This is a genomic window from Roseibium sp. (assembly GCF_965216085.1).
Classification (GTDB): domain Bacteria; phylum Pseudomonadota; class Alphaproteobacteria; order Rhizobiales; family Stappiaceae; genus Roseibium.
Map to the genome: position 1 here is coordinate 1,629,777 of NZ_OZ244138.1, position 26,913 is coordinate 1,656,689.

A 26,913-nucleotide genomic window follows, 5' to 3' on the forward strand; every position below is an offset into this window, starting at 1 on the left:
GGCCTAATGGCTCGTGGCACGTTTAAGGATCGTCTGCTGCTCCGTCATGAGAACAGCTTCCGGGTTCGTCAGGTCCGGGTATTTCTCGCGCACGATATTGGTTACGAATTGGGGATAGGTCCGGAACATCAGCTTCACGTCGGCTGTGACCGGGAATACCGTCTCTTGTGGCAGGTCATAGACCTCGTCGCGGTATCCGCCCGCTGGGATCTTGGTGTCTTCCAGCATTTTTTCGTACCGCCAAAAAGCAAAGCCGACCGGCTCGCCGTACTTGTCGCCAAAGACCTTGCGGAAGAAACGGGATTTCGGGTCAACGACGCCGTCATAGCCGATCTTGCCAGTTTCCATAATGACCTTGCCCGATGCATCGCGCACTGTGATATCGAGCCAGACCTGCCGAAAATCCGCGACGCCGGTCGGGAGGGCATGGCCAGCGCCCGTATTGGACACGCGGACATTCAGTTTGCCGTCCGATGTCAGGCTGGTTTCGAGTTCTGCTGAGGATTGCAACAGCTCGATGCTCATGCGTTTGAGTTCAGCATTGCGCAGCCCAACCAGGTGATAGTTGGCACCGGTAAACTGGTGGGTCACGACGTTCTCTTTTATCCGTCCGCCATCGGTTGAAATGCCGGGAATGTCTTCGCCGATCCGCTTGATATCGGCATGCATGTGGCAGTCGATGCAGGTTCTGTGCTGCGTGGGATTGTCGGGCGTGTTGTAAGGTGATCGTTCCCATTCGCCATAGGTGTCGACAATGACAGAGCCGCTGCCGGGGGCGAATTCATTGTGGCAGGAACTGCAAAGTTCGGACTCCTTGTAAAAATCCTGACTATAGGACTTCGCATGCACTTCAGGTTTTGCGTTGATCGCGTGGTTTCCAAGCCAGTTTAGAGCAGGGTTCTTGTTGTTTTCGAAGACATAAGTGTCTCGGTCTTTGAGGTTCACCGTAAAGCTGGCATTCGCGCCCGCCTTGGTTCCAGCCGCGGATTCGAGTTTGGTGATGCGGTGACAGAACAAGCAGCCTGTTCCCTCATCAAGATCTGGCTTGCCGCGAGATTGTGCCTCAAACAGCGAAGTGCCGCCTTGTTCAAACATGTGCCCGGCGTTGGATGTGGCAGTCAGACCGGAGAGGAGACCTTGGGGATGATGACAGCCCATGCACCATTGCCGAAACTGTTCGCCTTCGGTCTCGGCGGCCACATCCTCGACGACCTTGTAGTAGGGGTTTGAATCGCCCATCAGCCGGTGCAGCGAGTCCGCCCATTGATCGAACATGTCTGAGTGGCACTCGGCACAGGCTGCTGAGTTGACCCACTCGCTTTCGTGCACGGTCCCGCGTTCATCATCGAGACGGAGCCAGCTGGAAACCAGCGGCAGGTTGCCTTTCCGGGTCACGAACTCATGCAGATTGGCCATCATCTGAGCCGCTTCTGCCGGTGGATCTTCAGGGTCGATGTATTCAGCGGTTCCTTCACCGTCATGGCCCATTCCGCCTTGGGTGCCTTGAATGATGTTGATGTAGTCGCCAAGGAAATCGCCAGCGATCATCGATGACAGGTTGCCGTGACCGACGCGGGCGTAGCGGTACTTGTCGAGTTCAGTGTCTTCAAAAAAGTAGCCGTTGGTGAAATTGAACCCGTCGACATGGCAGGATTGGCAGCTCATCCAATAGTCACCAGTCATAGGATAGTCTGCATACCGGTCGGTGTTGCCGGTGTGGAACAGTGTCAGACCTTCCCGCAAGTCCGCATCCAATGGATCCGTTTCAACCAGTTTGGCAAAGACGTCATTTGTAACAGTTACTTGTTGGTCATCCGGATTCGCCTGCAGCTGAGTAACGTCCAGTGACATGGCATTTTGGATAAAGAGATCCTGGCCGCTGACAACCAGTCCTCGTGGGTTCTTGCCTGGAAGATGCCGCAAGATCTGCGTTGCCTTGGCATCTTTGGCTTCTGCTCCATAAACCGGCTTTGCATCGGCAGGATCTCGGTTTTCAAGATCGAAAACCAACAGGTCTTCACTGCCGGCCAGTGTGACAAAAACTTTCGAGCCGTCTTCCGAAAAGGCAGCGTCATGAGGATTGGAGACAATGATCGTCTTCGGGGAGCCGTCAAAGCGTTTTTGAACGGGATCCTTCAGGTTGATCTGCTTGAACAAGTGTTTTCGTCTGTCCGACAGCTCACGTTCCTGGCCGGGACGCAGATCCAACAGGGAAACGGCCGGAAAGATGGTGGACTGGAACTGGAAGAGATGGTCGAAGTTCCACAAAACATGTGGCAGCCAGGCCTCCCGCTCATCCGGGCTGACGGCTATATCGTCGAGGATGCGGGCGCGACCTTGAGAGACAAATTCATCCGGGTCCTGGGTTTCCTCCAAGGCGATGGTTTTAAGAAGTTTTGCGGGCAGTGTGCTTGTGTCGAAGATTGAAACCTTGCCGACCATCGCATGCGTGACGAGCAGCCGCCCGTCAGACAAGAGCGCAAGGCCGCGCGGGGTTTCTTCCGTTTTGGTCCGGTGAACGACGCCTTTGTCCGGCGAGACCGCAATCAGTTCGTGGTCTTCAAAGAGCGTTGCCCAAAAAAGATCATTCGCTGGATCGTAGAGAATGCCAAATGGCCGGGACCCAACCGGAATACTTTCAAGTATTTTCTCTTTTTTCCAATCAGCAAAAACGATGCGCCCGCCGGAAGTGTCGGTCACTGCCAGCAAGCCGTCCTTGGCCAGAGCAAGGCGGCGAAGGTCACCGCCGATTGTGAGTTCCCCCAAGCGGGTGCCACGGGTCTTGTCGACCCAGGAAACAGTTCCGGCATCAAAGTTTGCGCCGAAAAGTTTTGTGTCGCCATCTCCGGAGATCAACGATCCGCTCTCCGTCGCCGCGAAGGCGCTGCCGGCAAGGACAAGAAGAGAAAGGGCCAGCGCCAGCATCCATTTCAAGCTCTTGAGCATGGACCAACGGAAGGCATGACGCGCGACGACCAACAAAATGGGCAAAGACGGCAGCAAATGTGTCCAGTAGGCGACTTCGCCGTAGGACCCACCGCGATTTCCAAAGAAGGCCAGATAAAGCCCGCTGATTGTCAAAAGGATCAGGCTGTACTCGATGAGATGACCAGTGTGCCTCAGAAACGGTTTCGTCGAGCGGTTCAGGATTTCTCTGTGGGCCAACCAGAATGGCACCACAAAGACAGGGAACAGGAACAGCGATATCAAGAGGTGCAGCGTTAGCGTGCTGCGTTGCATTTGCCACGGCAGACCAAAGCCATCCCACAGCATTAGACCGCTGATCGCCAGAAAATAGAGAACCAGTTCTGCCGGCTTTGAGCGATAGGCTTCACGTTGCCAAAATGCTGACACATAAGCTTTATTTACAACAGCTGGGGAGTTGAGAATTTCGAGCGCCATTTCAGATTCGCACGCGGATGAAGCACGCTTCTTTTCAAGTGGAAATGCCCGCTGCTGGATCGCACCAAGGCTGCGCTTATAATTGAATATTTCACTCAAGTTAAAATTGACATTTATCAACCAAACTACGAATAGCCTCTCCGGCAGCACATCACGAGGGAGAGTGGTGGCGAACTGCAGTTCTAAATTGTTTAACAATCTAAGGTTTGGATGTTTCTCCGGTTGGTCGAATAACGCTAGAGAAAATTGTAAAAACTGACAGTATTTGTTGATTTGCTTAATTCTTAAACAGAGTTTTTTGTTCGTCTCACTTCACCCTTGTCTAATACGTGTTTAATAAAACAAGATGTCAGTATTCGAAGCTGAGTTTGGGATTGGAAGCCTCATAAAAACGTTTTTTGAGATGACCAGCGATGCCGTCGCGGTCTGCCGGGCGCAGAACGGAGCTGCAGACGTGTGTCCGGTCTATGTCAATGACGCTTTCATCGCTTTGTTCGGACCCATGGATATGGTGTCTGCAGAGCAGCACTTTCCCATGACCTCCATGCACAGAGACCTTCTCGATGATTCATCCGGAAAACCTCAGGACGCAGCCGAGTTGCGACGAGCGGATGGCTCCATGTTCCTCGCAAGTGCGACTGGTTTTGGCTTTAAGGATGAAGAGACCGGAGAGCCCCGTAGTTGTGTGACGTATCGGGATGTCTCTTCACTTTTGACAGAAAAGCGGGATCCCAAGCATCTGTCGGGCCCGGACAAAACAGGCTTTCAGGAAGACACGGTAGCGCTCAAGGCGGCGTATGAGCGTATCCTTGGGGCGTTAAATGCTCACCCTGATCCGATCGTCATTTATGATGCCGACTTGCGGCTTGTCTACCGCAACGATGGGTATGCTGCCTCGGTCACCGATAATCCGAGCGAGCTGGTCGAGGGAATGCGCCTGAGGGACGTGCTTCTGCTGGCAATCGAGCACGGCAGATATCCGGCGGCTGTTGGGCGGGAAGAGGCCTGGATAGAAGAAATCCTGTCGCCGAACTCATTGAGCCAAGAGGCGGAGAATGTTGAACTGGCTGGTGATGTGCACCACAAGCTCATTCGTTCGCGCGCCGCAAACGGTGATTACGTCGTGATCCGGCTGAATTCAACAGAACTTGTCCGCGAAAAACGGGCTGCTGAAGCCGTGCAGGGAAGGCTGATCGCAGCGCTCAATGCCTATCCTGCTCCCTTTGTTATTTATGATTCCGATGACTGCCTTGTGGTGTGCAATGACGCCTACCGCGACTCCATGTCCAACAAACCGGATGACCTGAAAGTCGGAATGCACCGGACGGAAGTCGCTCGCATCGCCGTCCGCGCCGGAAAGATCGCCAATGCGGTCGGACGAGAAGAAGAGTGGATGTCCGACGCGCATCAAAGCATGGACGTGAGTAAACCGGTGCAGGACTTGGAATTACCCGGTGATATTCATCACCGGTTGTTGCGGTCCCGGGTCGAGAATGGCGACCTTGTCATTCTGCGGATCGACACGACCGAACTCGTGCGCCAGAGCCGGGCGCTGGAGCAGAACTCAGAAGAGCTGAAGAAAGCGAATGCTGAAATCACCCATATGGCGCTCCATGATGATCTGACAGGACTTGGCAACCGAAGGTATCTGGCAAAACAACTGGAAGAGTTCACCATAAGGCGCAGTCAGACTGGGGGAGAAATCGGAGCGCTGCACATTGATTTGGACCGGTTTAAGCAGATCAACGACACGATGGGGCACCGGGCTGGAGACGATGTGCTGGTGGAAGTGGCCAAGCGGATCCGGCTGGTCCTGGGCGGATCGGAGGAGGTTGCCCGCATTGGCGGCGACGAATTCGTTGTTCTGGTGCCTTTGGCAAATGATCCGAAACGGGCTGCGGATCTGGCCGAGGTTCTGTTGAAAGACTTGGCGCGGCCGATGCATACCCACGGAAAGGAATGCCGTTTTGGGGCATCCATCGGGATTGCGCAGACACCGCTTTCTGAGGTCGAAAACCTTCTAACAAACTCGGATGTGGCGCTTTACAAGGCCAAGCACCGTGGTCGCGGACGCGCGGAGATGTTTGACCATTCCGATCTGGAGGACGTCCGCAACGCAAAAACGCTCGCCGATGATATCCTGCGCGCTGTGGAGCAGGGCGAGTTCGTGCCTTACTATCAGCCGCAGGTGGATTCGAAGACTGGCCAGATTGTTGGTGTTGAGGTTCTCACACGGTGGCTCCACCCTGAAAAAGGTATCGTTGCGCCAAGTGAATTCCTGACCTTTGCCGCGGATCTGAGTGTTGCCGGTGATATTGATCGGCAAGTCTTCGAGCGTGCGCTTTACGAAGCGCGGCGCCTACCAGCGGCAGCTTCAGACATTATCACGCTGTCATTCAATGTCAGCGAGGACAGGGTCAACCTGGCCGACATAGATGAACTTGGACACATGGTCCAAGCCTATCCAGGCCAGGTGAGTTTTGAACTTCTTGAGACAATATTTCTGGAAGAGCAGGATGACACGTTCTTGCGGCGGCTGGATCAGCTCCGGGATCTGGGCATATCGATTGAGGTTGATGATTTTGGCAGTGGTCATGCGTCGGTTGTTGCCCTGCAGAGGATCAACCCGGACCGTCTGAAAATTGACCGGCGGCTGGCCGGTCTTGTAACGGCCGGCAGCGGTGGGTTGCGCCTCTTAAGGTCAATTATCGAGATCGCGCAGGCGCTTGAACTTGGGGTGACTGCGGAGGGCATTGAGACAAAGGAACAGGCCGAAATCCTCGCGAAACTCGGTTGTGACAGGCTGCAAGGGTATTATTTCGCGGAACCGATGCCCTTTTCTGAACTGACCACGTTCTTGGCTTCACAGCCCGTCATATCGGAATTGACAGCGTTTGAACCAGGGGCCGGATAACGTCTATTTGAAAGGTCACTGTCCGGCCGCCGACAGATCGGCTCGGAATGTCCTGCCAAAAAACAATTGGCCCCGGCGAATACCGGGGCCACTACCGATAGAGAGAGTATTTTCCTTAGAGCCCTTCCGGTCCGCGCTGAACGGCGGCGACGCCGGTGCGGGAAACTTCGACCAGGCCGAGCGGTTTCATGATCGAGATGAACTGCTCGATCTTTGACGTGCGGCCAGTGATTTCGAATACAAAGTGCTCGGTGGTGGCATCGATGACGGTTGCCTTAAATGCATCGCCGAGACGCAGAGCTTCTAGGCGCTTGTCGCCGTCGCCAAGAACTTTCACTAGGGCCAGTTCCCGCTCCAGCGGTTTGTCCTGATTGGCGCGGCGAGCGCGAACGGTCAGATCGGTCACCCGGTGCACGGGAACCAACCGGTCAAGCTGGTGGCGGATCTGCTCAATGATCATCGGCGTACCGGTGGTCACGATGGTGATCCGCGACAGATGTTTTTCGTGCTCGGTTTCCGACACGGTCAGGCTGTCGATGTTGTAGCCGCGGCCGGAAAACAGGCCGATCACCCGGGCAAGAACACCCGGTTCGTTGTCGACGATCAGCGATAGGGTGTGGGTTTCGATTTCATTGCTCACTTCGGCCAGGAAATAGGCAGAGAGAGCGTCAACGTTTTGTGCGTTCATGTCTTTAATCCTTTGCCTTGAGCCTTAAACGAGGGACTTGCCTTCAGCGGAAATCGCGTTGGCAACCGCTTCGTCATTGGCTTCATCTGGCAGAAGCATTTCGTTGTGAGCCTTGCCCGACGGGATCATCGGGAAACAGTTGGTGAGATTGGCAACACGGCAGTCGAACAGCACCGGTTTGTCGACAGCAATCATCTCTTCGATCGCCCCATCCAGATCACCTGGCTTGTCAACACGGAAGCCAACACCGCCATAAGCATCGGCCAGCTTGACGAAGTCCGGCAGGCTTTCGGTGTAGGAGTGGGACAGGCGGTTGCCGTGCAGCAGCTGCTGCCACTGACGGACCATGCCCATGTACTGGTTGTTCAAGATGAACACCTTGACCGGCAGGCCGAATTGAACGGCGGTCGACATCTCCTGAATGTTCATCAGGATCGAGGCATCCCCGGCAATATCGATGCATAGAGCATCGCGGTGCGCTGCCTGCGCGCCGATAGCAGCCGGCAAGCCGTAGCCCATGGTGCCGAGACCGCCGGACGTCAGCCAGCGGTTCGGCTCTTCAAAGCCATAGAATTGCGCAGCCCACATCTGGTGCTGACCGACTTCGGTGGAAACAAAGGTTTTCCGGTCCTTGGTCAACTCATATAGCCGCTGGATCGCATATTGCGGCATGATGACGTCGTTGTTCGGCTTATAGGCCAAGGAATTGCGCGCCCGCCAGGCATCGATCTGGCTCCACCAGCCTTTCATCGCGCCGGCATCAGCTTTCATGGACGAGGTGCGCCAGATCCGGACCAGATCTTCCAGAACATGGCCAACATCACCGATGATCGGCAGATCGATATTGATCGTCTTGTTGATGGACGACGGATCGATGTCGATGTGGATCTTGCGGGACCCCGGCGAGAAGGCGTCCGTGCGCCCGGTGATCCGGTCGTCGAAGCGGGCGCCGATGCAGACCATCAGATCGCAGTCGTGCATGGTCATGTTGGCTTCATAGGTGCCGTGCATGCCCAGCATGCCGAGCCAGTTGTCGCCGGAGGCCGGATAGGCGCCGAGACCCATCAAGGTGGAGGTGATCGGGAATCCGGTCAGGGAGACCAATTCGCGCAGCAATTGGGTCGCCTGCGGGCCTGAGTTGATGACGCCGCCGCCGGTGTAAAGAACCGGCTTTTTGGCCGCGGCCATCATTTCGGCAGCCATGCGGATCGACTGGGCATCGCCCTTCACCTGCGGGCGGTAGCTTTTGTGGGCCGCCGCCGGGTTCGGTGTCGGGCCCTGGTAGGTGCCGGTGGCGAACTGGACGTCCTTCGGGATGTCGACAACAACCGGGCCCGGACGGCCAGAGGTCGCGACATAGAAGGCCTCATGCAAGATACGCGGCAGATCATCGACGTTTCGAACCAGCCAGTTGTGCTTCGTACAGGGCCGCGTGATACCGACGGTGTCGCATTCCTGGAAGGCGTCGTTGCCGATCAAATGAGTCGGAACCTGGCCCGAGATGCAAACCAGCGGAATGCTGTCCAGCATGGCGTCGGTCAGGGCTGTGACCATGTTGGTTGCACCCGGACCGGAAGTGACCAGGGCAACGCCGGGTTTGCCGGTGGAGCGGGCATACCCTTCCGCCGCGTGGCCGGCGCCCTGTTCGTGGCGCACCAGAATGTGCTCAAGGCCGTCCTGCTGAATGATCTCGTCATAAATGGGAAGCACAGCACCACCCGGGTAGCCGAAGATTGTGTCAACTCCCTGGTCTTTCAGCGCCTGGATGACCATTTCGGCGCCGGTCATTTCCCGTGTCATTCTCTTAACGTCCTTACATTTATGCCCGTCTTTGGGCCTGGCTCTATAGGTCTTGATGCCGGGCAGCTGGCTGCACTTACATGGAACTGGGGAAGCGGCGTCAGGCGGCGGATACAAAAAAAGGCCCCTGGGGGAGCCTTGGTCGCGCGCCATCCTGTCCGTCGGGATTATCCCGCCGGGGCGCGCATTTCCACCACTACTAGAATGAGAGACATCATCATGTCGTCCCGGTTCCTTGAAGTTGCAGGTCGTTGACCCGATCCGAAAAAGCAAGCCTGGCGGTTGATGCCAGATCCACCCGCAGCTTTTTGACGCAAACGGAGTTGGATATCAAACCCGTCTTTTCCCACCGGCTTTGATGCGCCGCACCCTAGTGAGAGCGGTTTCTGTGGTCAAGCCAAAAAAATACATTTGTTGCGTCAAAGTGGCCCAATGTTTTTGAAAATTTCAGTTCATTGAACGCATGAAGATCGGGGTGTTTTCCTGCCAAACACCCCAATTGCACTGCAAAAACTCTGCTAAGGAAATCTGTGGCTTAGATAAAACGGGGCAGTATTGACTGCCCCGAAATTCCAGTTGGTGCCCGGGGGAACCGACTAGTTCGACTGCGTGTGAGCGCCATGGTCACCGTGACCGCCGTGACCGGTCCGCCCAATTTCAATGGCCTCGCCGAATCCGTCGAACAGGGCAACAACTGCCGGCGCGAGCTTGTGTTCGGCATCTGCAAGATCGGAGGCCAGGGACATGGCCGCATCAGGAGACAAACCGATTTGGCTCAACGTCTTGGCGTGTTTGAACGGCTCGCCGCCACACATGTGCACGTACCAGCCGTCCTTGTCCTTTTTCATGAGAGCTCGTCCGCCGCGGCCATCCTGTGACCAGCCCGCGATCGCCCACGCGCCGGAAATCACAACAGGTTCAACTGTCAGAGGCGTTTCGGGCGTATCGAACTCTGCTTTGAGAACATGGGTAATCTCGTGTGCATCTCCATGATTATTGTGCGCCGCCTTTTTGCCGGCGGCTGGCATTGCATGGGAATGGTCATGGGCCACAGCTTTGATCATCAAGCCAGGGGCGGGGCGTTTGAGGTCATGCGGGTCTTGACCCGGCGCTGGGATTTCTTCCCAGGCAACAGTGCCATCGGTGCAGTCTTGGACCGTTTGGAAAAAGACCTTCTGGCCGACCGGGAGTTTGTCTGTCAGACGGCCGCGGAAGACAAACTCATCGAAATGGCTATCTTCCAGGGATCCGGACCAGACAATTTCCTGGACGCCGGACGTGATCTTGCGGCCGTGCAATTCGTACTCATGGGCATAGTCGCCGCTGACGGTCTCCAGCATCCAGCCAGCTTTGGGCATTGGTTTGACCGAAATCATGCCCTCCGGCACCGAGATTTTGACCTTGAGTGTGGCTTGACCATCGCAGCCGTGCGGAATGCGCATAACCGCCTTGTAGTAGCTGTTGATCGTTGCTTCTTTCACCTCAAGGGTTGCATGCGCCTGAGCCATCGAGGTGGAAAACAAAATGGCCGCAAAAGCGGCCTGAGCGGTGGTGATGTTCATCTAAAAACTCCAGAAGACGCTCGCGTACACACACGCGGCATCTCGATTGATCCGTGATCACATGTTGGGAATGATTAGGAGCCTGCCAGACAAGGGGCGGGCGTCTCAAAAGAGATCAAGCGGCGGCTGGAGGTGCGCGCGGGCCGAGACCACCAGAAGCGTGACTAACAACTGCGATCCGGGCCGGGGATAACGGCAATCCACGGCGTTCAAGGAGAAAATACGCCGGCTGGATTTTTTCGAAGGGAAGGATGGAGGCTTCGCACAATGTGCAAAGTGGGCAGTGGCGTGAAGAGCCGTCTTCCTGGGAAGACTCGCCTGCGCCAATGACACAAATATATGGCAGAGAGCCGTCCGGCAGACGGTATTGCGCCAATTCAAAATTGGATTGCGCAGCGGCAACAACGCGCGGGGCCGTAAGGACGGGAAATACAGTTAATACCGCAAGCCCGATCAAGGCCAGAACCGTAGCGGTCCAGCTTATGAATTCCCTATATTTCAGATGTTTGCCTGAAGAGGGGATAAGCGTCATTCCAGGTTCCGGTGAAGGGCTCCATATATTCACCCGCAGCACGGACAGGCCACAGGTTTCGATACGAGCTACACTAAATAACTCTCAACGGCTTTGGATTGATAAAGGTCAAACGAGCGGGGCTCAGAGGGTTTGTAGTCCATCGGGTGGACCGACGTAAAAACAGTCACAAAAACATTGCGCTGGCTAAGGTGCAGTTATATATCACCGCAATCAGGCGGCGCGTTTCGCGCAGAGCCGACGTGGGTGTGTAGCTCAGTTGGTAGAGCAGCTGACTCTTAATCAGCGGGTCTGGGGTTCGAGCCCCCACTCACCCACCAATTTTATCTTATTATTTCAGTAAGTTATTCTTAGTTTTCCTAGTGGTGTGTTTATACTGGAGCTAGTAGGGTGTGCTATAGGGTATGCAGGTTTATTGAGTGGCAGCCAATTACGCTGCGTGTTCACTTAGATTTACATTCTTCTCCATTTTTTTTCGGACAGCTTCAAACAGAGCCTCGGCCATTATCGGTGAAACGCTGTTTCCGATCATTCTGAAAGAGTGCCAAATAGTAGGATGGAAATAGTGAGAGTCAGGAAACCCTTGTAGTCGGGCAGCTTCTCTAACAGTGATAACGCGAGGCTCATTTGGGTGAAGAGGCCGTACAGATTGGAATGAACCTTTGTCTGATCCTGTGCCCGCTCGCAACGTTGGGCATTGTCCGGACCAAGAGAGCCTATGATGTCGACCGACTTTGTCCATTTTTCCAGGAGATACCCCGCGAAAGCGTTCGATGACACGTTCACTGTGCTTGGTACGTAGGTTGCCAGTACAGACCAAATCTGGCGATCTCAATTGTTCCGCGTAGTTAGACGGCTCAACCGCCGGGCTTATCCGCCATGTGTCTTCCGCGAGATCTGTTCCGATCATCGATAATTCAACAAGGTCGTTTATGGCATCTCTAACGGTCGCAGCCTCAGACAGATAAAAGTCCAAGTCGCCACTTTCGAAGCCTACGTTCAATTCTGATAGAAAGCCCAATACGAAAAGTCGGGGGCGTCTAGTAGCTGCGCCGTAATCAGCTGCATCAAGAATCCAAGGGCCCGAAATGTCGTAGTCAGCGCTGACCATCTGCATGGCTCGTTCGAGGACTTCCGCTGCTGCTCCTTGCGAAAGCCCTACAACGTTCTCCATGATAAAAAATTTCGGCCGCAACTCCCGAACTAGTCTGAAAAAATGGCCCAATAACTGTCGGCGAGGGTCATGCGGTGACCTCTTTCCGATCGAACTGAAACCTTGACAAGGTGGCCCGCCAAATACCCCGTCTATTGGACCATTTGCATCACGCAAAACATCGTTCGCTGTTAGTTTCGCCACATCGGCTAGTACGTGCTTAGAGTTCGGAAAATTCCGAGCATACGAGGAACACAAAATGGGATCGTTGTCATAGGCAACACTCACCTCAAAACCGGCATTCAACGCTCCCCGGGAAAAGCCGCCGCACCCGGAGAAAAAATCCACTAACTTCAGCACGCTACCCCAACACCTTTCTCTCGACAGGTTTTGGTAACACACAAATTAGCCGTTGTCGATCGTTCGGATTCATGCATACCTTTCAACCTATACACGAGATTCAATTTACCTAGAACCATCGCTACGAAGCCAGCAGAAGCAATGATCACCGACAGCCAGACACGAACCAAAATAGGCGACGCAAAAGCATCGCCGACGAAGGAATTCTTCGTGAAAATGCTAACCCGAGATATCGAACTAGAAGACGCGATACTTGATCTGTTGGACAATTGTTTAGATGGAGTTGTCCGTAGTATTTCTAGCGCTACAATTACCGATCTTCCTTACAGCGGTTTCGAAGCCAAATTGACCATTTCGCCAGAGCATTTTTCCATCGAAGATAATTGTGGCGGTATTCCAATTGATATCGCAAAAAAATATGCGTTCACAATGGGCCGTCCTCCTAATGCTGGAAATACTATTCCTGGCACTATCGGGATGTACGGAATTGGTATGAAACGAGCGATTTTCAAACTCGGAACCGATGGGTTTGTAGAATCTTTCAATGATGAAAGCTTCTGGGTGGAGTTCAGTTCCAAATGGATGGCATCTGAAGATTGGGACGATCTCCCGATGTATGAATTGCCCTCCGAGCAATTGGCTCAGGGACATACAAAAATATCGGTTTTAGAACTCGCTGAGGAAGTAAAATCACGCTTCGGCGATGCAAATTGGGTAGATGATTTTAAGCGTAAAGTTGCACAACACTATGCCTTGATAATAGCCAAAGGATTTAGTGTCCGTATCGGAACACCTGAGGAGTTTAAGGAAGATGTGAAGCCGATAGAGGCAGAAAGCTTTTCCCTACTATCTTCAAATAACGGAGATGATGAGTCTAGCAAAATTTCTCCACATTATTACACTGGAGAAATAGACGGTGTTAAAATCGAAATATTTGCTGGTTTATATCGTGAATTGCTATCGCAATCCGAACTAGATACTGAAGAGGAAACCAGAGGAAGTACAGATTCTGCTGGTTGGACGGTAGCTTGTAATGACCGTGTAGTGATTTGGAAGGACAAAACAAAGCTGACCGGTTGGGGTGAAGCGAGTGTTCCGAATTATCATGGTCAATTTATTCCGATAACCGGTATTGTTCTATTTTCGGCAAATGATACTCGCAAGCTACCTCTAACAACAACAAAACGTGGGATCGACGCTGCGTCCAACGTATTTTTGTCTGCGAAAGACCACATGCGGACAGCTACAAAGGCGATGACCACCTTTACAAACAAATGGAAGAAGTTCCCGGAAGATCGCGAGAAGCTTTACCGGTCAGCGCAACACTTGTCTTTACCTGAACTTCGGAGAAGTGCGATAGATCTAGCTTCGAAACCAACTCGTAAAGATCCAAGCATTTCATTTTACGCTCCCACTCTTCCTTCTCCCCGGCAAGAGAATACAAGTACGCGGGTCAGTTTTGTTGCGGACAAAAACGATGTGAAACTGGTTTCGAAGCACTTTTTCGACACTGACTCTGCTACAGCTGCAGAAGTTGGAAAGAGAGCATTCGATGAGGCTATTGCGTCAGCCAAGGATGGCGATGCATGAGTGCGTCTACGTTACCCTATCACCTTAGGCCTCAAAAATCAGTCGATAGGCGCCTCTTTCTAGATTTGCTGAACCGATTTGAACGTCATAGGTCGCTAAAGAATTATGCTTACATTTCGATGGGGGCATATCCACTCGAGGATCACAAGCTCGTTCATCGGCTTCTAGGAGTTACGCGTTTAATTGCCTTTGATTTCAGCCAAGACATAGTTAATCGGCAAAAATTCAACAGACCAATCAACTCGTGTCATTGTTTTTGCATGAAATCAGGCGAGCTGATCGATAATATCGATGATGTATTATCTGACGCAAATGCCGCTGATTGTTCCGGAATAATCGTTTGGCTTGACTATACGGCGCCTTCGCAGATTGGTGAACAGATACGAGAATTCCAAACGCTGATTGACCGCCTTTCAGAGAACGATTTGGTTCGGATTACAGTAAATGCACATCCCCCTGCACTCGGCGAGTTCAAGGATGAAAACGGTAAGAGGTTGGACAAACTGGCAACCCGAAAAAAACGTTTCGAACGATTAAAGAGTAGGATTGGCGATTACTTGCAAACCGAAATCACTTCCGACCACATGACGGATGATTATTTGCCCTTGGCGCTATCTGGTGCATTTGGGAAAGCCGCGTCGAAAGCGCTTCCTCCTACTAGTGGTAGGTCGTTCATGCCGTTATCGATCGTAAGATATGCTGATGGACACCAAATGCTATCGATAACCGGAATGATCTCAAAACGAACAGAAAAGGAAGCTGTTTGGAATGCCTTGGAAATGTCAGCGTGGCCATTTGCATCAAAAGCCTGGAACGAAATACATCGCCTATTCGTGCCCGATTTGACTTTACGAGAGCGCATGGTGCTTGATCGGTCGGTGGCAACGGGAAGTTATGCAGGGGTAGCCGAGGAGCTTGGATTTAGCTTCGATCAAGATGTTGATTTGAATTCGTTCTTAGATAACTACAAGGATTTCTATCGCTTCTATCCATCATTGCTTACCGCCGAAGTGTAATTTTATACTGTTATTATCTTTATTGTCCAATTTTGAAAAAAATATCTTTTGTATCTGAATTTGTTAACTGAATTGAGTGCGAATTCTAGGGGCGAAACTCGAATGTAAAGTGAAGAGAGGTTACTGGTTCACAGCTGCATATCCACCGCGAAAATCAATAACACCTGCCCCAAAATCCAAGCTTACGCGAAACCGGATACCCATGACCTCGAACCCGTTTTCGCTGGCCATTTGCGGGCCTGGTGCGCCTGACAGATAGGCGTGTTCAAGAACGGGGAACAATGCTGGGTCTGCGAAGACATACCAGCTTTCGTCTTCAATGCGCGGTTCGACCAGCAGCTCTAGCCTGCTTGTAAAAGGGTTCACATCATCTGTTGTCGCGGCGTAGATGGCTGCCAGTTGCTTTTCAGCGGCTGTTTCCAGCGCCGGACCAACGACAAGGTATCTTGGCTGCACATTGAGAAATGGCCGGTCCTTCTCACCATTATCCAAGGCCCGTTGTGTCCGCATCGCTAGCCGGGCTTCCGATAGAGCGGTTTCCGATAGGGGCGCGGGAGAAGCCGCCAGGTTGTTATGATCGGTATGAAACAAGGTCTTTCCGGTTTCTTCCATGACCGGATTGGATTTCAGGAGATTGTAGACGAGCCGATTTTCCGTCTCTGCAGCCATTCGGCCCGCGGTTCTCGAGAAGTCCGTAAATGCATCGAGATCATCGTTGATGAGGGCCTGGCGCGACATTGAGAAGATGCGCGCAAACGTATCTAGCCGGTAGCTCTCAGCGCCCACTTCAGCGCGCGTGGTGTGCGAGACTTCACCGGCTTCGTTGACCTTCTCAAGAAGTCCCATGTCCGACAACCGAATGCCCTGTTTGGAGCGGAAGTCGGAGAGGAGCGTGGAGCGAGTGAGAAGCCGGCGGACTGGGCTTTGAGCAAGCTCGAAGCTTTCGTGCAAGATGCGATTGCCGGCAGACTGCAGCAGCAACGGGAAATCACTGGTCGTGTGGGCGGCGAAACTTCTGGTCAGCACTTCTGTGCGCGTCATTTGCCGGGTACTGACATTCATTGCCTCCAGGCGGACCCGAGCAAGGTCTGCAAGGCTTTGGTCCATCAGATGGCGAACGCTTTCAGGCGGCGCTTTTCCGGACATTCTTGCGTAGATGGCATCTTCAACCGCTTGGCGGCCATCATCGAGACTGGTGCTCATTTGGCCGATACCAAATGTTGGAGTCTTTTCTTCTTCGCCTGCCAAGTAGTCGAGTACGGCAGTGCGAAAGGCATCAATGCTGGTGCCTTCGTCGATCGCTCGAAGTGCCATGTCTTCCGGTAAATTGTGACGTGAAGCAATCGCTTCAATCTGTGTCCTGCGCTCGGCTCTTGTGTTGTGCTGTGTTTTGGGAGGCGACATAGGAAGGCTCCTCGTGCGAGCGTTGGGATCTGCAGGAATTGGAACAACGGACAGCTCGAGTGGTTCCCAATCAATTCCAAGCTTTACAGGCATGCCGTCTTCGGATTCGATTTCTTTTGTCTTGTGAATTCGGTATCCGACGCTAACGGCGAAGGGGTGGCCGTCTGCAAGGTCGGCAAGTATTTCAGCGCCCCGACCGTTCTTTGAAAGCTTAACCGTGGCGTACGCCGCATCCGTTTCAAATCGTAGGCTTCCGGGCACGACAGTGCCGAGGCGATCGCTCATTGATGTGTTCGAATGGCTGTCGAGAAGTGACATAGAGCCGTTTTCAAACCGGGCGGTTCTTACGGCGTTCGGGGTAACGGAGAGTTCCTCCAAATATGGTCCCTCCAGGTTTCGCCGTTGGACGCGTGTTTTGGAGACCCAAAGAACCTCTATAGTGCCTGCGTCCTCGTTGAAGGTTTGGACGTTCGCAGGTTGGCCGGAGCGAGACAACATTTTGGTCATCAGGCTGTCCCCAAAGTATCGCTTCGCAGAACTCTCAGCTTCGCGAGACTAGCCGGGTTGTTTTCGATATCGCTGGCAAGCTTTTGAAGCTGAGCTGCAAAGTCTTTCATTTCGGTTGGCAAGAGCGCGATTTCGACGATCACCACTTCGTTCTCGTGGAAGGTTGAAACCGAGATTGTTCCGTCTGAATGCAATCTGAGGCCGGTGGCATCGGACATGATCGATGGCTCTCCTGTTATCAGGGCGCGGCGATTGAATGCCGTTCAACGAAATTCAGGCTGTCGTTCTGAATAAACTCGCGGAACGAATACTGTTCTTCTCATCCCGGCTTCGTTGATGAAATTGAGAATTGTTGATGCTCTTGCAGGTATCAAGAAAAAAATTGATAAATTGCTAAATAAAAAGTACGTATTACTACAACGATACACGCGCTTTGTTTTATTTTTCTTTTGAGATTGTGGATATGTGTTTCCTATCTCGAATCAGGGGCTCTGAATAACTTCGTTTCCTATTTTTTGATTTTAAATGAACTTAAGAAAGTTGGTTAAGTTATTGAAAAGATGCAGCTAATTCATTTGGTTTGTTTGTATGTTTTTGCAAAAAATCGGAATCGGAAATGACGTTTTTTTTAGTCAAAACGCACTCAAATAGTGCGCTGCCGACGCCCCGCGGTGGGATGGGGTCGGAAAAGAACCTATAGGGGGGGTAGGGGTGCTGGCTCCGATCCTCAGGTGGAATCTTGAGAGCCTATGCCTGTAAGCTGTGATCCGGCCCCATACCAGAATATATAATGTGGTACCCGAATGGGTACTGGGCTGGAGCGTTTCGGTGACCCAAGTTTCACTGTTCCCCCGCTGGAATGGGTTCCCGATCGGGAACTGGGGTGGGTACCCGATTGGGGACTGGCAATTCTATTTTCTGCGATAACGAGACCCGGTGGCTTCCGACCTTTGCACGGCTAGCCTGATGCTGTTTTTGGCCTCTTCCTTCGTCTTGATTTGACGCCATTCATTTGTTGGTTCGAGGTTTCCCGTAACTGCGGTGAGACGGTACCGTGAAGCAATTCGGGCTTCGCCATTTGCTCCGCGACCCCTAACTTTCACTTCAAGAAAGCCGAGCTCTTCGAGCACGTGGAGCGCTTTTGAAATCCCTTTTCGACTAACGCCGTATTGGACAAAATCGTCATAGGTAACAATCAAGTTGCCATTTTGAGTTCCGCCATGACTGAGATGTTCAAGTTCGATCCGATCGAGCACTCGCCTTTCAGTTATTCCAAGCGCTTGCCAGGCTGGAGATGCCAGCATCTCCAGCGTAATCGCCACAAATGGACCGTCAATCTTCTGCTTTTTGAAGCCGCTAGAGTTACGACCATTGGGAAGTGTCTTCCGCAGCTTGTGGGAAATTGACATCTCAACTTGCCGTCCATGGATATGCAGCGGTTTCGTGAATCGAAACCGCTTTCAGAGTCGGGTCAAAAACTCAATTCTTCTGATGCGGCGGAAAGCAAGTTCCTGACCTGTCTTTTGGCAAGTTTTTGAACGTTGAGATCCTCGCCAAGACGAGCTTTTACCCAGTTCTCAGCGAGTTCATCCTCCCAGTTTTCTTGCATTACGCTGGATGCAACTTCGAATGAACGCATATAATCCAGATGCGCCTGAAGACTGATCGAAAACCAAGTTGATACCATTGGATTTTCGTCTTTCGCGTAGCCTGAAGCACGAACAGCAAAGGCGAAACACTCGGCTTGGCTGATCAGATAGAGCTCATCAGCGCCGCGGATAAAGGCATTTCCAAACTGGACGACTGGCGAAGCTGCATGAGCAGCAACAGCGCTGATGGTTTCCTCTGCTCGTATGAGTGAGCGAGCAAGTTCGTTTAGATCGACCCAAAGCGGAGCGTGATCGAGATATGGGCTTCTCCAAAACCTCGGGAGATTTTTGTCATGTGGATCTTCAAATGCGAGTTCGACCATTGTTTTCTCCTAAAAAAGACAAACGTGCTCTGTCCCGGGCCGATCGGTCCGAGAGGTTTGCTGTCATGGTTTTTGGTTAGGTAAGGTTGGCTTCAGTCAATTCGGCAATTGGCGCCGGAAATCATTCTTCCATGAGCCCATCGGCCAGAAACCGGCAAACATCTTCCGTGGAGTAGCGCACAGCCTTGCCAATTTTTTGGTACTGCGGAGGTTGCTTGCGAAACCGCCTCATTCGAAGCGCACGTTCGGAAAGGCCTAGTATCCGACTGGCTTGGGATTCGTTCAGCAGATGCGGAAGATGAGGGTCAGTCGAAACGCTCTCGTATAGTGCTCGCCCGCGTTTGCCTTCAGATATCCAATATTTCAGCCGGTGATTGAATAGCTCATGTGCCGGTAACTCGCTCATTGCGTTCATGAGAGTCTCCTTTGTTAGAAGGTGACTTAGCGTGTACTTAATAAAAGCTCGTGTCAAATAATAGTATTAAGTAAAAAATCCAAAATTTGGGGTTTTGTGCGCCATATTGTCGGATTTTGTTGCAACCGATTTTATTATTATTTGGCATTTTATAGATATACACGAGATGTTTGTAAGAATGAATATTAGTTTCAGGAACTTGAGGGGCCGAAATCGTAAAAATTGTATATTTTCGGCGCGGCGTGAAATCTTGCCGGTTAACGCCAAAGTTTGGGCGAAAAAAAATTGAAAAGTGGATATCAGCTCAAAGCTATCTGTGTAACTTCGTCACTTTTGCTGACGGTGTATCAAACAGGTTGATTGCATTTGCAGCTCGTTCAGCTCCGCGGCGGGAAAGCGTTTCTGCACGCTCTACGTATCGTTCAGCCATTTGCGATGTTTTCCAGCCAAAGGCCTCTCTTAGTTCCATTGTATTTGCGCCAGCGATTGCGGACCAGGTGGCTGCCGTATGGCGGAGGCCATGTAGTGTGATCGGTGTGATGTCTGCTGCTTCACAGACCGCGATTAATTCGTCACGCAGCTTTTTTCGGCACAAGGGAAAATGCTGGCCACGAAGGAAAAAGACATGTCCTGTTCGTTCGGGCTGTCGATCAATGATTTTTGCTGCATCAGTCGAGATCGATCGTTTTTGTGCGCCGGTCTTGGTATCCGGCAAAAACACGATTTGGCGCTTTAAGTCGACATCCGACCATCGCATGTTGAGTGCTTCGGAGACGCGCCAGCCACTTACAGCAAGAAATCGAATTGTCTCTGCATAGGGACCGCTCCGTTGCGCGAGTGCTTGTTTGAAGGCTGGCAGGTCGTGCTCATCAATCCATGCTTCTCGTTTCTGTTCCGGATACTTTTTGATCCCAACTACGGGATTGTCGGTCCGCCATTCCCGTTCAATTGCATATGTGAACATCCGGCTAAGCACGGCGAGGGCACGGTTTGCGGAATAGGGGGTCTTTCTCATAGCGGCGTGCCAATCACGGATTTCGCTTCTCGTGACTTCTTCGACTTTATGCTCTCCAAAGGCCGGAAGAATTCTTCTATCCAATAGCCTGCCGTAATCCTTCGCAGTTGACGGCTTCACGGTATCCAGATGGTCGTTTCTGAAACCCTTTTCGAGATCGGCGACGGTCCGAGCGAGTTTTCGCGCCATCTTGGCGCTTATCATCCGTTCGCCCTTGTCGCGCGCCTCAAGAAGGCGGGCGGCCTCGTCTCGTGCTGCTCCTGCGCGCCAGGGGTTCTTCCATTGGCCAATCATTGCCTTGACGGTCCGCCGCTTGCCATCAACCCGTTCTTGATAGAGCACCAGGAAAGACCGGCTTAGAGAGCCGTTCGAGTTTCGGCGGACACGGACCGCAAATCCGGTCAGTTGAGAATCCCGGACAACAACTTCTCCAGAAGAGCCGGGGACGATTCTTGCGATGGCGGTGTCAGTCAGTTTCATAATCAGGCGGTCTAGCAGGGGGTGTTCCAGGGTATGCCGATTACGAAAAAGTAGCGTTTTTTGCGAAAAATTGGTAGTTGCAATTTATGGTATTTTAATTACTTTTTCAGACACTTAAAGTCACTTTTTGACGCGCAGAAATACGTCAAAATCGAAACTCTTAATCAGCGGGTCTGGGGTTCGAGCCCCCACTCACCCACCAATGTTTTCGAAAACATCCAGATTGCGGTCAATCGTGTGTTCTCAGTGCCTACTTCTGGCTGTTCATACCGGCTCAAGGTTGGCCAGGGCAGTTTTTGCTTGTGTCGCTGGTGGGCTATGAATTTGCAGCAGTTTAATTAGGCTGAATACGCGTTCAAAGCCGGTTGCCGTCCGGAATTTAAGTACCAGGCGTTGCAAAGTCATGTCCGGAACCGAAGGGCCGAGTAAGGGCCCGGTGCGCTGAATGTCAAATGAGGGCTCTCCGGCAAAAGCAACGTGATAGGCTTCCGCCGCCGCTTCCAAATAATGGTCCGGAAGGTTGGCCAGTACTGGCTTGTCATTGGAGATGGCGTTGGGAAAAATCTTGCGGAAAACACTTTGACGGCCTGCAAAGGTGACATGCGGCACCTTGCCGGGATCAGCTTCCGGCAGGGTGAGGATGCATTTTGAGGACAGCCGGGTTAAGCGGGAATCTGAATGGATCAATCCTTTGTCGGACCGCCAAAGCTGAAACAAGAATTTTTCTTCCGTGCCAGCAAGGCCGGATTCAACATTTTCGACCGGCAGTGATTTGACAAAACAAACCGGGCCATCTGGTTGGCCATCAGCATTTGCTGCCCCTTCAAGGGGGCCGATTTCTGCCGCCTTGGCGAAAATGTCGTCCTGGGCAACTTCCGCCAACAAGCCGCGCTGGTGATCCGACAGTAAGGATGTCTGATCGTGATCGAAGAGATGCTGGCAATAAAAATCAAGCAGATAAAGACAATCACATCTGGCGGCCAAATGAAACAACTGCAGAAATGACTGTTGTTCGGCCGTATGCTCAGATGTATACATTCATGAAATTCCCTTGTTCATCATGAGAGGTAAACTGCTCTTGAGCTGGGGGGTGATACTATTTCTATTAGTAATATCAAAAACTGCAATTTTTTCCAGATGAGAGTTTCGCCAACGGTTTTTTTCCGATCGGAATGACGGCTGGTTATCCGGTTTTGCAATGGTCTGGGCGTTTCCGGTCAGGCGCCCGCATGGGATTGGAAGCAGCGGGTTGAAGGGTTTTGACCGACTGCGCCTCCGCTCCTTCTGAAGCCCTGCCTATAGGCTCGGTCCCAAGCGGTCTGCGAAGCGCTAGAATGAGTACTGCTAACCCAGGTTGTATTTGTGGTTGTAAACTTTGTGTCTAAGGATAAAGTGATTGGATTACGCTTCAGGTGGTTATCTCAACATAAACAGGAATTTCAGTTGGGTCCCTCGCTGCAGTAATGAAAATTCACAAAAAAGCGTTCACAAGAATTAATTCCTATCGTCTAGTGGTTGTGTGAACAAAACGTGTTCAAAAATACGAGGCGAGACCCAAAATGACGGGCAGGGACGCACAAGTTATGACGTGGAGTGGACCAGCACAGAGTTTATGGATGAGCTGGATTGACGATGGGCAGGTCCTGCGCCGCCGGGCGCTGCGTTTGACACGCGGCGATCGGGAGGCAGCGGAGGATCTTCTGTCTGCAACCTTGATCAAAGCGGTGAGCCATGTGGAAAGAAATGGCACAGACGTGCGCGAACCGCGGGCATTTTTGCTGTTTGCCATGAAAAACGAGCACATCAGCCGGTTGCGCAAAGAGACGTCAGAGCGGCAGGTCCGTGATTTTGGAACCGACATTTATCAAGATCATCAGGCAGGGCTTGCTGACCGCCAGCCGGATCAGGAAAACCTGCTGCGGCATCAAGACGCCCTCCGTGGAGTATTGGCCGTCGTCAACGCACTGACACCGGAGTTCAAGCGGATTTTCAGGCTAAGGTTCTGCGAAGAATGCAGCTACCGGGAGATTGCCGGCAAGATGGCAATCTCCGAACCGCTTGCCCGCAAACGGGTTCAGCACCTGCGGGAACATTTGCGGGCGGCTCTTATGGATGAGCGCGGACACGCGACCCCACGCAACGGTATGTCACAGGCGGTGCAATGATGCGTCCATTTCCTTGACGGTGAGAACCGGACATCAGGCCTAATGGATCGCGATCAAGACGGAATAGGATGAAGACATGGCTGACATCGTCAATGCACAAATCACGGATGCGGTGACACAGACCAACGTCAAGGTGGTTGCAGAAGCCCCGGCACAAGCGATCGCCAGCCTCTACCAAGTCGCCAGTCATGCCTCCGGCTTGTCAATCCAGAATGCAGTTCACAGCCAGCAAGCCATGAACCAGATCACAACGGCAGTTGTCTCCAAGGCATGTCAGCTGATCATGGATATTGGTGAATCGGCATAATCAATGCCGGCGCGCCAAGCAGGGAGGAATAGGCCATGTTTGGTGCGCTCAAGACAATGATGACCCGTGGCAAGGCGGCGCCAAACTCTCAGGAGCCAGCGTCTCCGTCAAAAGAAACCGTGCCAGGTTTGTCGCGGGATTCTAACGGCCATTTGAAGCCGGCAGCACAAAAGGACCAGGGTGCTATGGCAGGTGACAACAACGGCAACGATCCGTCTTCCAACCCTGCAGGAACGCCGGGGGGATCGGGCAGCAATGATGGAACGAATGGCGATGGTTCCGGCACCAACTCCAGTCAGCAAACCCTCGGTGGCGGGTCTGCCCCGTCAACGTCAGCCCTAAACCAGCAGGCTGTGCAGGCTGCTGAATTCTCGAACTATGAGAACGCGGACTATGCAGCCACCATGGTTGCAACGCCGCCGGAACTCATGGTTGGGCAAACGACCGGGCTCGCTGTCCAAGATGCAGCCAATTACATGAACGCGATTATGCAAATCGCAGTTGCTGCTCAGGCTGTTGCAATAAAAAAAGCGGCCGAAAACCCAGCCCTGGCAGGCGCTGAAGTGCCTCTGCTTACCGATATTCAGCAAATGGTGACCCAAGCGGTTACTGTGTACGGAACAGTCAGCACGACAGCTGGTACGTCGGCCAAAACGGTGATCTCGGATTTCAAGGCGGGATCATGACTGTGCTGGCTGAATTACGAGGAGGCTGCCAATGCTGGAATCCATCGATCTCTTCAACAGGCCATCAGAATATATGTTCAATGGCCCGACTATAAGGCTATCGCTGACTGTACAGGCTTTCATATGTGACAACGGGTCGGGAAAGGACAAAAAGAACCAAAATACCGATGACCGGGACACTTATGAACCTGACCTGCCGCAGACCGGGCCGAAAGAAAAGACGCTTACCGAGGCTTTTGACGACTTGGAAGCTGAAGAGCAAGAAACGGTCAAACGACTGGTTGACCGCATGATCGGGAGAAAACAATGACTGCCCATCTCGCATATGCTTGCCAGGAGATCGATGAACAGCTCCTGGAATGTCTGCTGACCTGGAGTGAGGCAGCAGGTCAGGGACGTGAAAGCGCACAGCTGACACCGGTCCATGCCCATTTTGGTCAACGCTCGTCGTCTCTGATTGAGGCTAGAACCGCAATTGAAGCCGCGATCCGGGCACTCGATGATGAAACGGCAGACATCGAGGCGAGCGATCTCAGGAAACACTCAGCTCAAAGTGAGGTCCGGGAGTCGGAGAAGGTAGTCCACTGCCATTGTGCAGATGTTGAGTGGCGAATGATCCACGTTGAAGGGTCCAGTTCGCGGCCCGACCGGCCGCAGAGACCGCAAGAACGATGCCGCGGCCAAATCCGGGATTGGAACCGCGACATTCTCGCATGCCGGCCAATGTCCGCAAGCTTGCCTGTTTCCATGCGCAGAGCCACCACAAGACAATCAGGAAATGGCGGCGTCAATAATGAGAGCACTGAGACTGCTGAGATAGACCTGGACGCGGCATTTTCTATGGGCCGGACCGAAGCCGCAAGCGAGATGGTTTACGCAACTTCTGATCCCAGCGACCTGGAACTCACTCCCCAACAACCGGAAGAGACCTTTGTGAAGGAGCCGGAAAATGGCACGCAAAGCAAGTCAACCAGGTCCCGCAAACGTGGATGATCCGAAACCTTCGGGAGCTGAAGCTCCGGGAGAAGCTGTTTCGTCACCAGCGCCTCAAGAGGCCAGTGGGACGCCGGGCACCGCAAGAGCGGCCGAAGGTCAAACTGCTTTAGAGAACTCAGGACAAACAGCGTCTGCAGGTGCTCGGCAAGCCAAAGCTGGCAATTCGGACAGCCAGTCAACGCGGTCATCCAGCCGCGGCACACCATCCCCGGATCTTTTGAAGCAGATTCTGGAGGGTTTTTTAAAAACTTCGTCACTTCAAACCGATTATCAAACCCTCTACCGGTCATTGCCGGCGGTGGTCGGGATTGCCGCAGAGATCATGAAAAAAAAGGAAGCCGGGGACACGGCCCTGGATGAGGGCATGCAAGCGGTTGAGCGGGTTCTCGGCGATGCCCGGGATAAAGCTGAACAATTATCAAAGGCGATGATTGCGCAACAAACGGCCCTCGAGGAGTTGTTGAATAACAAAGCATCTTTGACAGACCTTCTAAAAGCCAGCCAACAGCAAACCGGCGACAAGCTAAAAGGTTTACCGCATTTGGGAGCAGAGGCGGCCGCATTGGCCGACCCGAAAGTTGCCTACCAGCTCAACACGCTGATGGGTAACATCAATGTGATGGTCTCCAGGGAGGTCGAGCGCCAGCTTTCGGTCTTGCGCAATAAGGTGGCGTCGGCTCAGCAGTCCGGAAATCTGCAAAAGTGATCCGGCTGGACTCCGGATTATTGAGCCCGCTGGCATCCTGCTGGCGGGCCTCTTCTGCTCTATGCAGCCTCCTTGAGATGTTGCGCTATTTTAGAGTAATTTCAATCAGATAAGTGAGTTTTGCCGTCACATTCCAAGCAAAGGTGCGTCTAATCAGATGCCCATGGCCGGATCTAGTCCGGCTCAGCTCAAGGAGTAGCAAGTATGGCAGATCCCGTAACAGTGAACCCGATGGTCACGGATGCCGTGACCCAATCCAACGTCAAGGTGGTCGGTGAATCCCCGGCCATGGCCATCAGTACACTGTATCAGTCTATGGCGCATTCAACTGGCATTCTGTTTGAGAATGCAGTGGCGGCACAGCAGCAGCAGAATATCCTGGCGCAGGCAGCTGTGAACCAGGGTGTCATGCAGATTTACAGCATGGATACGATGGCCGGTGCAGGGGCAACCGAAAAGGTTGGCCAAACCGGTGTCGCGGACAATCTGACCGGTCTGATGACCGTTTTACAGGCTTTCAGCGGCGGCCGGTAAACCGGCACTGGATCAATAAACTCTTGGCTCTGTTCCAGTTTCTGGAGCGGAGCCCTTGTGCGTGATGAGTATAATGGATTTTTAGCAACTTAAGGTTGATACTTCTATCTGCGTCCCGTTGGTAATTGGCGGCAGTTTGGTTCGGATATTCGTCCAATCAGCACCAATTCGGGATGGAAAGGGCAGGTGGCGCCCGCAGCAAGCCGGACGTTTCCGGCACGTGGAGGAAGATATCATGCCGACAAAACCTCAAACCCAACCGGCTGGTCCGGCCGATGATCCGATTACAGACCTTGAAAATGAGCTGGAAGCTTTGTCAAAAATAAGCGAAGCAGCCAATCTCAACGACCTAGTGCTGGGGATGTCTCCAGCTTTGGCCGCGACAAGCATCTATGTTTCCAACGCGAATTCTCTCAGCATCCTTTATGAAAATACGGTTGCAACGCAGCAACAGCAGACCCAGCTTGCGCAAAGTGCGTTGAAGGCGGGCATTGCCCAATTGCAGAAGATCACAGACAGCAGCAGCACGGCGGCCGCGGCCGCTGAAAATCCGGATCAGGACATCCTCTCGCTTCTAAAAGCGTTGAAAGAAGTGGTGTAGCGGCCGCCTGGTGCGGGGTGGTTCGAAGTCAGTAAAACAGGCTGCCAAAAGTGCGGTCTTTTCAGACTGGGGGGTGTCGCTGTATAGAAGGCGCCAAACGGGCAATGC

23 protein-coding genes and 1 tRNA gene are annotated in these 26,913 nt (G+C 52.7%); 12 read left to right on the plus strand and 12 right to left on the minus strand.

Annotated features, from left to right (window positions below):
* Nucleotides 1-3: 3 nt before the first annotated feature.
* On the minus strand, nt 4-3,402 hold the full coding sequence (locus tag ACOOFE_RS07450; RefSeq protein ID WP_420414372.1) for a hypothetical protein: 3,399 nt from the start codon (nt 3,400-3,402) through the stop codon (nt 4-6).
* Nucleotides 3,403-3,805: 403 nt separating this feature from the next.
* Between ACOOFE_RS07450 and ACOOFE_RS07455 the strand changes: the two genes are divergently transcribed.
* On the plus strand, nt 3,806-6,316 hold the full coding sequence (locus ACOOFE_RS07455; protein ID WP_420414373.1) for an EAL domain-containing protein: 2,511 nt from the start codon (nt 3,806-3,808) through the stop codon (nt 6,314-6,316).
* A gap of 115 nt (nt 6,317-6,431) precedes the next feature.
* Here ACOOFE_RS07455 and ilvN read toward each other — a convergent pair whose 3' ends face one another.
* From ilvN to ACOOFE_RS07475, 4 genes are all read right to left on the minus strand, one after another.
* Nucleotides 6,432-7,004, minus strand: a complete 573-nt coding sequence (gene ilvN, locus ACOOFE_RS07460; protein WP_141185829.1) for an acetolactate synthase small subunit — start codon at nt 7,002-7,004, stop codon at nt 6,432-6,434.
* A 24-nt stretch (nt 7,005-7,028) separates the two neighbouring features.
* On the minus strand, nt 7,029-8,804 hold the full coding sequence (locus ACOOFE_RS07465) for an acetolactate synthase 3 large subunit (RefSeq protein ID WP_420414374.1): 1,776 nt from the start codon (nt 8,802-8,804) through the stop codon (nt 7,029-7,031).
* Between the two features lie 596 nt (nt 8,805-9,400).
* Nucleotides 9,401-10,366 carry a copper uptake system-associated protein gene (locus ACOOFE_RS07470; protein ID WP_420414375.1) on the minus strand — a complete coding sequence of 322 codons (966 nt, stop codon included), beginning with the start codon at nt 10,364-10,366 and terminating at the stop codon, nt 9,401-9,403.
* A gap of 115 nt (nt 10,367-10,481) precedes the next feature.
* Complete coding sequence (locus ACOOFE_RS07475) at nt 10,482-10,898, minus strand: hypothetical protein (protein WP_420414376.1); 417 nt, start codon at nt 10,896-10,898, stop codon at nt 10,482-10,484.
* A 244-nt stretch (nt 10,899-11,142) separates the two neighbouring features.
* Between ACOOFE_RS07475 and ACOOFE_RS07480 the strand changes: the two genes are divergently transcribed.
* Nucleotides 11,143-11,218 (plus strand) — tRNA-Lys (locus tag ACOOFE_RS07480).
* A 110-nt stretch (nt 11,219-11,328) separates the two neighbouring features.
* On the opposite strand, the gene ACOOFE_RS07485 is transcribed toward ACOOFE_RS07480, so the two are convergent.
* Entirely contained in the window at nt 11,329-12,411 is a 1,083-nt protein-coding gene (locus ACOOFE_RS07485; protein WP_420414377.1) for a DNA cytosine methyltransferase, read from the minus strand.
* Nucleotides 12,412-12,552: 141 nt separating this feature from the next.
* On the opposite strand from ACOOFE_RS07485, the gene ACOOFE_RS07490 reads away from it, so the two are divergent.
* Nucleotides 12,553-14,001 carry an ATP-binding protein gene (locus ACOOFE_RS07490; RefSeq protein ID WP_420414378.1) on the plus strand — a complete coding sequence of 483 codons (1,449 nt, stop codon included), beginning with the start codon at nt 12,553-12,555 and terminating at the stop codon, nt 13,999-14,001.
* Nucleotides 13,998-15,017, plus strand: a complete 1,020-nt coding sequence (locus tag ACOOFE_RS07495; RefSeq protein ID WP_420414379.1) for an O-methyltransferase — start codon at nt 13,998-14,000, stop codon at nt 15,015-15,017. The genes ACOOFE_RS07490 and ACOOFE_RS07495 overlap by 4 nt, the downstream gene beginning before the upstream one ends.
* A gap of 120 nt (nt 15,018-15,137) precedes the next feature.
* Here ACOOFE_RS07495 and ACOOFE_RS07500 read toward each other — a convergent pair whose 3' ends face one another.
* The 6 genes from ACOOFE_RS07500 to ACOOFE_RS07525 form a co-directional block, all read right to left on the minus strand.
* Complete coding sequence (locus ACOOFE_RS07500; RefSeq protein ID WP_420414380.1) at nt 15,138-16,928, minus strand: prohead protease/major capsid protein fusion protein; 1,791 nt, start codon at nt 16,926-16,928, stop codon at nt 15,138-15,140.
* Entirely contained in the window at nt 16,928-17,146 is a 219-nt protein-coding gene (locus tag ACOOFE_RS07505; RefSeq protein WP_420414381.1) for a hypothetical protein, read from the minus strand. Before ACOOFE_RS07505 ends, ACOOFE_RS07500 begins: the two co-directional genes overlap by 1 nt.
* 693 nt (nt 17,147-17,839) lie before the next feature.
* A complete protein-coding gene (locus tag ACOOFE_RS07510; RefSeq protein WP_420414382.1) occupies nt 17,840-18,337 on the minus strand; it encodes a hypothetical protein in 498 nt (165 codons plus the stop codon).
* Between the two features lie 62 nt (nt 18,338-18,399).
* Nucleotides 18,400-18,900, minus strand: coding sequence for a hypothetical protein (locus ACOOFE_RS07515; protein ID WP_420414383.1), 501 nt, complete (start codon nt 18,898-18,900; stop codon nt 18,400-18,402).
* 725 nt (nt 18,901-19,625) lie between these two features.
* On the minus strand, nt 19,626-20,810 hold the full coding sequence (locus ACOOFE_RS07520; RefSeq protein ID WP_420414384.1) for a tyrosine-type recombinase/integrase: 1,185 nt from the start codon (nt 20,808-20,810) through the stop codon (nt 19,626-19,628).
* A 264-nt stretch (nt 20,811-21,074) separates the two neighbouring features.
* On the minus strand, nt 21,075-21,848 hold the full coding sequence (locus tag ACOOFE_RS07525) for a hypothetical protein (protein ID WP_420414385.1): 774 nt from the start codon (nt 21,846-21,848) through the stop codon (nt 21,075-21,077).
* Nucleotides 21,849-22,426: 578 nt separating this feature from the next.
* Here ACOOFE_RS07525 and ACOOFE_RS07530 point away from each other — a divergent pair.
* The 8 genes from ACOOFE_RS07530 to ACOOFE_RS07565 all read left to right on the plus strand — a co-directional run bounded on the left by ACOOFE_RS07530 (nt 22,427) and on the right by ACOOFE_RS07565 (nt 26,805).
* A complete protein-coding gene (locus tag ACOOFE_RS07530; protein WP_420414386.1) occupies nt 22,427-22,975 on the plus strand; it encodes an RNA polymerase sigma factor in 549 nt (182 codons plus the stop codon).
* 76 nt (nt 22,976-23,051) lie between these two features.
* Nucleotides 23,052-23,282 (plus strand): RebB family R body protein, encoded by a 231-nt coding sequence (locus ACOOFE_RS07535; protein ID WP_141185856.1) that lies wholly within the window; start codon nt 23,052-23,054, stop codon nt 23,280-23,282.
* Nucleotides 23,283-23,317: 35 nt separating this feature from the next.
* On the plus strand, nt 23,318-23,968 hold the full coding sequence (locus ACOOFE_RS07540) for a hypothetical protein (RefSeq protein WP_420414387.1): 651 nt from the start codon (nt 23,318-23,320) through the stop codon (nt 23,966-23,968).
* 31 nt (nt 23,969-23,999) lie between these two features.
* Nucleotides 24,000-24,278: a hypothetical protein gene (locus ACOOFE_RS07545; RefSeq protein WP_420414388.1), complete on the plus strand. Its 279-nt coding sequence runs from the start codon at nt 24,000-24,002 to the stop codon at nt 24,276-24,278.
* The gene (locus ACOOFE_RS07550; protein ID WP_420414389.1) at nt 24,275-24,961 is read left to right on the plus strand and encodes a hypothetical protein; all 687 of its coding nucleotides are present in this window, start codon (nt 24,275-24,277) and stop codon (nt 24,959-24,961) included. Before ACOOFE_RS07545 ends, ACOOFE_RS07550 begins: the two co-directional genes overlap by 4 nt.
* Nucleotides 24,918-25,670, plus strand: a complete 753-nt coding sequence (locus tag ACOOFE_RS07555) for a hypothetical protein (RefSeq protein WP_420414390.1) — start codon at nt 24,918-24,920, stop codon at nt 25,668-25,670. The genes ACOOFE_RS07550 and ACOOFE_RS07555 overlap by 44 nt, the downstream gene beginning before the upstream one ends.
* A gap of 204 nt (nt 25,671-25,874) precedes the next feature.
* Nucleotides 25,875-26,204 carry a RebB family R body protein gene (locus ACOOFE_RS07560; RefSeq protein WP_133946398.1) on the plus strand — a complete coding sequence of 110 codons (330 nt, stop codon included), beginning with the start codon at nt 25,875-25,877 and terminating at the stop codon, nt 26,202-26,204.
* 235 nt (nt 26,205-26,439) lie between these two features.
* Complete coding sequence (locus tag ACOOFE_RS07565; RefSeq protein ID WP_420414391.1) at nt 26,440-26,805, plus strand: RebB family R body protein; 366 nt, start codon at nt 26,440-26,442, stop codon at nt 26,803-26,805.
* Nucleotides 26,806-26,913: the final 108 nt, after the last annotated feature.

Excerpts from the sequence above, each read along its gene's own strand:
- ACOOFE_RS07535 (WP_141185856.1), top strand. The coding sequence starts at position 23,052 with ATGGCTGACATCGTCAATGCACAAATCACGGATGCGGTGACACAGACC.
- ACOOFE_RS07565 (WP_420414391.1), top strand. The coding sequence starts at position 26,440 with ATGCCGACAAAACCTCAAACCCAACCGGCTGGTCCGGCCGATGATCCG.
- ACOOFE_RS07545 (WP_420414388.1), top strand. The coding sequence starts at position 24,000 with ATGCTGGAATCCATCGATCTCTTCAACAGGCCATCAGAATATATGTTC.
- ACOOFE_RS07490 (WP_420414378.1), top strand. The coding sequence starts at position 12,553 with ATGATCACCGACAGCCAGACACGAACCAAAATAGGCGACGCAAAAGCA.
- ACOOFE_RS07525 (WP_420414385.1), bottom strand. The coding sequence starts at position 21,848 with ATGTATACATCTGAGCATACGGCCGAACAACAGTCATTTCTGCAGTTG.
- ACOOFE_RS07560 (WP_133946398.1), top strand. The coding sequence starts at position 25,875 with ATGGCAGATCCCGTAACAGTGAACCCGATGGTCACGGATGCCGTGACC.
- ACOOFE_RS07465 (WP_420414374.1), bottom strand. The coding sequence starts at position 8,804 with ATGACACGGGAAATGACCGGCGCCGAAATGGTCATCCAGGCGCTGAAA.
- ACOOFE_RS07550 (WP_420414389.1), top strand. The coding sequence starts at position 24,275 with ATGACTGCCCATCTCGCATATGCTTGCCAGGAGATCGATGAACAGCTC.
- ilvN (WP_141185829.1), bottom strand. The coding sequence starts at position 7,004 with ATGAACGCACAAAACGTTGACGCTCTCTCTGCCTATTTCCTGGCCGAA.
- ACOOFE_RS07520 (WP_420414384.1), bottom strand. The coding sequence starts at position 20,810 with ATGAAACTGACTGACACCGCCATCGCAAGAATCGTCCCCGGCTCTTCT.
- ACOOFE_RS07555 (WP_420414390.1), top strand. The coding sequence starts at position 24,918 with ATGGCACGCAAAGCAAGTCAACCAGGTCCCGCAAACGTGGATGATCCG.
- ACOOFE_RS07455 (WP_420414373.1), top strand. The coding sequence starts at position 3,806 with ATGACCAGCGATGCCGTCGCGGTCTGCCGGGCGCAGAACGGAGCTGCA.
- ACOOFE_RS07495 (WP_420414379.1), top strand. The coding sequence starts at position 13,998 with ATGAGTGCGTCTACGTTACCCTATCACCTTAGGCCTCAAAAATCAGTC.
- ACOOFE_RS07500 (WP_420414380.1), bottom strand. The coding sequence starts at position 16,928 with ATGACCAAAATGTTGTCTCGCTCCGGCCAACCTGCGAACGTCCAAACC.
- ACOOFE_RS07515 (WP_420414383.1), bottom strand. The coding sequence starts at position 18,900 with ATGGTCGAACTCGCATTTGAAGATCCACATGACAAAAATCTCCCGAGG.
- ACOOFE_RS07540 (WP_420414387.1), top strand. The coding sequence starts at position 23,318 with ATGTTTGGTGCGCTCAAGACAATGATGACCCGTGGCAAGGCGGCGCCA.
- ACOOFE_RS07470 (WP_420414375.1), bottom strand. The coding sequence starts at position 10,366 with ATGAACATCACCACCGCTCAGGCCGCTTTTGCGGCCATTTTGTTTTCC.
- ACOOFE_RS07510 (WP_420414382.1), bottom strand. The coding sequence starts at position 18,337 with ATGTCAATTTCCCACAAGCTGCGGAAGACACTTCCCAATGGTCGTAAC.
- ACOOFE_RS07450 (WP_420414372.1), bottom strand. The coding sequence starts at position 3,402 with ATGGCGCTCGAAATTCTCAACTCCCCAGCTGTTGTAAATAAAGCTTAT.
- ACOOFE_RS07475 (WP_420414376.1), bottom strand. The coding sequence starts at position 10,898 with ATGACGCTTATCCCCTCTTCAGGCAAACATCTGAAATATAGGGAATTC.
- ACOOFE_RS07530 (WP_420414386.1), top strand. The coding sequence starts at position 22,427 with ATGAGCTGGATTGACGATGGGCAGGTCCTGCGCCGCCGGGCGCTGCGT.
- ACOOFE_RS07505 (WP_420414381.1), bottom strand. The coding sequence starts at position 17,146 with ATGTCCGATGCCACCGGCCTCAGATTGCATTCAGACGGAACAATCTCG.